Source organism: Rhizobium sp. Rhizsp42 (assembly GCF_047304155.1).
Classification (GTDB): domain Bacteria; phylum Pseudomonadota; class Alphaproteobacteria; order Rhizobiales; family Rhizobiaceae; genus Rhizobium.
On sequence record NZ_JBGLYS010000213.1, the window covers coordinates 1 to 232 of the forward strand.

Below are 232 nucleotides of genomic sequence, written 5' to 3' on the forward strand. Positions count from 1 at the left end.
GACGGCTCACCGCACTTTCACCTTTGTGCCCTCATGAGCAAATCTGTAGAGAGCCTCAGAATCTTTGGGGGCCAGCCGAGAACAGCCGTGACTTGAAAATACCGGCAATCCCAAGGTGTAGACAGGCTTGGCAGGTTTCTTGGTCTTTTCGTCCCATGGAATCTGGTGGAAACCGATAGTTCCCGTCGCGCCGGGGCGTTGATAAAAAGACAGGAAATTAGGTATATACCAG

General features: G+C 51.7%; 1 protein-coding gene. It reads right to left on the minus strand.

The features are described 5' to 3' along the window. Positions 1–6 precede the first annotated feature (6 nt). Positions 7–232, minus strand: a 226-nt coding sequence (locus ACCD05_RS32125) for a L,D-transpeptidase (protein ID WP_413397738.1), incomplete at its 5' end; no start/stop codon positions are given.